Origin of the sequence: Streptomyces adustus (assembly GCF_009377175.1) — a bacterium.
GTDB classification, from domain to species: Bacteria; Actinomycetota; Actinomycetes; order Streptomycetales; family Streptomycetaceae; genus Streptomyces; species Streptomyces adustus.
This window is the reverse complement of the sequence record NZ_VJZD01000432.1, coordinates 1-4,157: the sequence shown is the minus strand read 5'-3', so window position 1 is coordinate 4,157 and position 4,157 is coordinate 1. Positions and strand designations below refer to the sequence as shown.

General features: G+C 70.0%; 2 protein-coding genes. Both read left to right on the top strand.

Annotated elements, in window-relative coordinates; translation table 11 throughout:
- Positions 1-1,878, top strand: a 1,878-nt coding sequence (cas3, locus tag FNH09_RS45030; protein ID WP_152895657.1) for a CRISPR-associated helicase Cas3', incomplete at its 5' end; no start/stop codon positions are given.
- 490 nt (positions 1,879-2,368) lie between these two features.
- The gene (gene casA, locus FNH09_RS45020) at positions 2,369-4,156 is read left to right on the top strand and encodes a type I-E CRISPR-associated protein Cse1/CasA (RefSeq protein WP_152895655.1); all 1,788 of its coding nucleotides are present in this window, start codon (positions 2,369-2,371) and stop codon (positions 4,154-4,156) included.
- Position 4,157 lies beyond the last annotated feature (1 nt).

The window sequence follows — 4,157 nt, the reverse complement described above, 5'->3', positions numbered from 1 at the left end:
CTGTGGGGGCTGCCGGAGCCGGGACAGCTGCCGTGGAGCGAGGTGCGGTTGAGTCCTGGGGCGGTGGTGGCGCTGGCGGGGTTGACGTCGGTGAGTGACTGGATCGCCTCGGCACGGCCGGAGAAGTCCTACGCGGGCCTGGATGTCGATCCTGCCGCTTACCTCGGGCAGGCGCGGGTGGACGAGGCACGCAAGATCGGGAAACTGGCGTGGCGGCCGTGGCAGCCACCCGGCGACACGGGGTTCACGGCTCTCTTTCCGGAAGAGGACCGGCCGCGTCCGGTGCAGGTGGCGGTCGAGGCGGTGGTTGCCGCGATGCAGGGGCCGGGGATCGTGGTGGCGGCGGCTCCGACGGGGGAGGGGAAGACGAAGGCCGCGTTGCAGGCGGCGGCAGCGATGGTGCACAGGTTCGGCCTGCGGGGCCTGTATGCGGCGATGCCGTCGCGGGTGACGAGCAATCAGGCCTTCGAAGAAGTGGAAAAGCTCATGGAGGATGCGGACGTGCCGGTGCGGTTGCTGCATTCCGCAGCCGGTGAATACCTCAAGGGCCGCGCCACGGCGGTGGATCCGGCTGCAGCACTGCGCCCGGTGGGTGTCGATGTGGACGGTGACGGTGACGGGGACGCAGCGGCCGCCGAGTGGTTCGCCCACAAACGCGGGCTGCTGGCGCCGGTGGGGGTAGGGACGGTGGATCAGGCGCTGATGGCGGCGCTGCGCTCCAGCCATGTCTTCGTCCGTCTGACGGGACTGTCGGGCAAGGTCGTCGTGTTCGACGAGGTGCACGGTTACGACGTCCACATGTCGACGTTGATGGACCGGCTGATGTGGTGGCTGGGCTGTCTGCGGGTGCCGGTCGTGCTGCTCTCGGCGACGTTGCCGTCGGGACGTCAGCATGTTCTGGTGGAGAGCTGGCGGGCCGGTGCGCAGGGACGCAAGCCCGGCAGGCAGGTGATGGGGGAGCTGCCGGGGGTGTATCCGCGGGTGGTGTGGGCGGATGCAGGCAGCGACGCCGTGCAGGTGGTGGACGTGCCGGCCTCGGAGTTGAACAGCGACCGGGTGGTAGGGCTGGAGCATGTCGGCTTTGCGGAGCGTGCCCGGTGGGCGCTCCGGCAAGCCGGTGAGGGGCGCTGCGTGGCCGTGGTGCAGAACCTGGTGCGGCATGCCGACGAGGCCTATGAGCAGATCCTCCAGCTCGTCGCGGAGTTGCCGCAGGAGGAGCGCCCCGAGGTGTTTTTGCTGCACGGACAGCTGGGGGATGCGGAGCGGGCTCAGGCGGAGGCCGAGATCCTGGCACGGTTCGGCCGCCCGGACGCCCACCGGGAACAGATGCGGCCGCAGCGGGCGATCGTGGTGGGCACGAAACTGCTGGAGGAGGGGCTGGACGTGGACTTCGACGTGATGATCAGCTCCGTCGCGCCGATCGACAGCCTGATCCAGCGAATGGGCCGTATCCAGCGGCACCGGCGCGACGGCGACAGGCCAGCCCTGCTGCTGGCTCTGACCGGCGTCGAGGAGGAAGCGAACAAGGTCACCTTCCCCCGCTACACGACGAACGTGCATGCGGAGGCGGTGTTGTTGCGGACCTGGGCGGTGTTGCGGGGGCGTACGCAGGTGCGCTGTCCGGATGAGGTGCAGCAGTTGGTGGACCTGGTCTACGGCCCGCAGAAGGCGGTCGTCTGCCCGCCGGGGTGGGAGCGGCAGTGGGAGCGGGCGGCCGCGCAGCTGCAGCGCACGATCGCCGACCGGGAGGAGAAGGCCGAGGCCGTGCGGCTGCCCCAGCCCCGGGACGATGTGCAGCTGTGGGAACTGACCGCGCGGGCGACCCGGGCGAACCGTACCCGACAGGACAGCTACCGGCGCGACGGCGGCGGGCAGTGACGTGAAGCCCGGCAACGAGGAGAGCGCGGAAACACACTGAGGTGCGAGCCCACAGCCCGGCCCGTATCGGTGCGGCCAGCCCGTCACCCCCGCTGCTCGTACCGCTCGCCGGCCGGCCCCTTCGGAGGATCCGCGGGCGCACCAGCGGACGATCCACGATGGAAGGCTGCAGAGCCTGCTGGATTACCTGCTGCTTCCGACCGTGGGCGATGACGCACGGGTGGAGGCGGTCACCGCGCCGCGTGGGCTGTCGGTGCTGCTGCTGTTGTGCAGCAGTTCGGGGCTGCGATGCTGCCGTGCCGTCGTCCTGGAAGAAGAGCCACACGGCCCGGTACCTCCCGTTGCCGTATACCGCACCGGTGTCGGCCTGCAGACGGATTCAGCCGACCTGACCGGCGAGTGATCCATTCCCGGACGAACCCGCCTCGATTGTCAGTGGCGTTTGCAAGACTCGCCTCCTGCACGACAGTTGGGGGAGGAACGACACACTGTGGGCTTCAATCTGCTGACCGAGCCGTGGCTGCCGGCGGTGCGCCTGGACGGCGCCCGGCAAGAGATCAGCCTGGTCCAGGCGCTGCGCGACGCAGCCTCCTACCGGCGGCTCGTGGGATCTTCACCGACCATGACCGCGGCGCTGCACCGCCTGCTCCTGGCTCTCGCACACCGGGTGTACCAGCCGCTGGACGCTGCTCGCTGGGCGCAGCTGTGGCAGGCCAAGGCGGACGGGGGACTGCCCGGCGCCGAACTGGCCGCGTACCAGGAGAAGTGGCTGTCCCGCTTCGACCTGTTCGACCCGGACATGCCGTTCTTCCAGTGCCCCGCTCTGGACAACACTCCGGGCAGCACGGCGAAACTCGTGGCCGGCTGGGCCACAGGCAGCAACCGGACTCTCTTCGATCACACCACGTCCGACCAGCGCCCGGTCCTGCCGCCGGCGCAGGCGGCCCGCTGGCTCGTGACCGTCCAGGCCTACGACACCTCCGGAACGAAGCAGCCCTACCGCAAGGAACGCACCGCCGAAGGCGGCCTGGGCAATCGCTTCGGCTGTGTACTGGTCGAGGGCGGGAGCCTGCACGAGACCCTGCTGCTGAACATGCAGCGCTACCAGCCGGACGACGAACTGCCCGCGCGCACCACGGGGCGGGACCGTCCGGTGTGGGAAGCCGACCAGCCTCCCGAGCCCGAGCCTGACGCGCGGACCCCACTGGGATGGACGGACCTGCTCACATGGCCGTCCCGGCGCATCCTGCTGTCCACCACGACAGCCTCCGGCATCCCGCAGGTGGACGGGGTCGTACTCACCCCGTCCTCCGGCATCCCGCAGGTGGACGGGGTCGTACTCACCCCGTCCTCCGGCATCCCGCAGGTGGACGGGGTCGTACTCACCCCGTCCTCCGGCATCCCGCAGGTGGACGGGGTCGTACTCACCCCGGGCACACGGCTGGAGGGCGACCTCCTCGAGTGGGAGGCCATGGCGGCCTACCGGCGCCCGTGGCTGCGCGGCGGCAAGCAGGGCGAGTTCAGGGCGGTCACCCTGGACGAACTGCGCGGTGTGTGGCGCCACAGCCAGGAGCTGCTGCTGTCCTCGGACAAACGCTGGTGGAACAGCTGGCGCGCGACCCGCTACGCGAAGGGACCGCTGCCCGCGCAGGAGCCGGACCGGCGCCGGCCGGCCGCACTGGATCACATCGCCGAACTCGTCGAGGACGGCTACATCCCCGAGGACACCGTCTACACGCTGCGCATCTTCGGACAGCGGCTCGGTGACCAGGGCGGAGACACCTACGCCTGGTACGAGGAAGCCGTCCCCGCGCCGGTGGCACTGATGCGGGCCGACAGCGCCCGCATCGGCCGCATCCTCGGCTACGCGGTATCCCTGGCCAACGACCTCGGCGAACAGCTGAAGCTCATGGAACGCCAGTACGCGGCCGACTTCCACCGCCAACTCAGCAAGGAGCAGGAGAAGAAGTCCAGCGAGCTGGAGATCCTGTACTGGCCGCAACTGGCACAGCCGTTCGCCACCTTCCTGCGGGAACTCGGCCACGCCCTCCTCAACGGCACCAGCGAGACCGAACCTGCCGAACGCTGGGGCCAGGCCGTCTCCGAACTCGCCGACAAAACCGCCTGGCAGTGGCTGCAGGGCGCCCCGCGCCGCGATCGCTCCCTGCTGACCGCCAGCGCCCACTTCGACGACTTCCAACTCGCCCGCCACAAGCTGCAGCGCATTTTCCGCGGCGGCCTCGCCCGCTACAGCGCGCCACCCCAGGAGGACACATGAC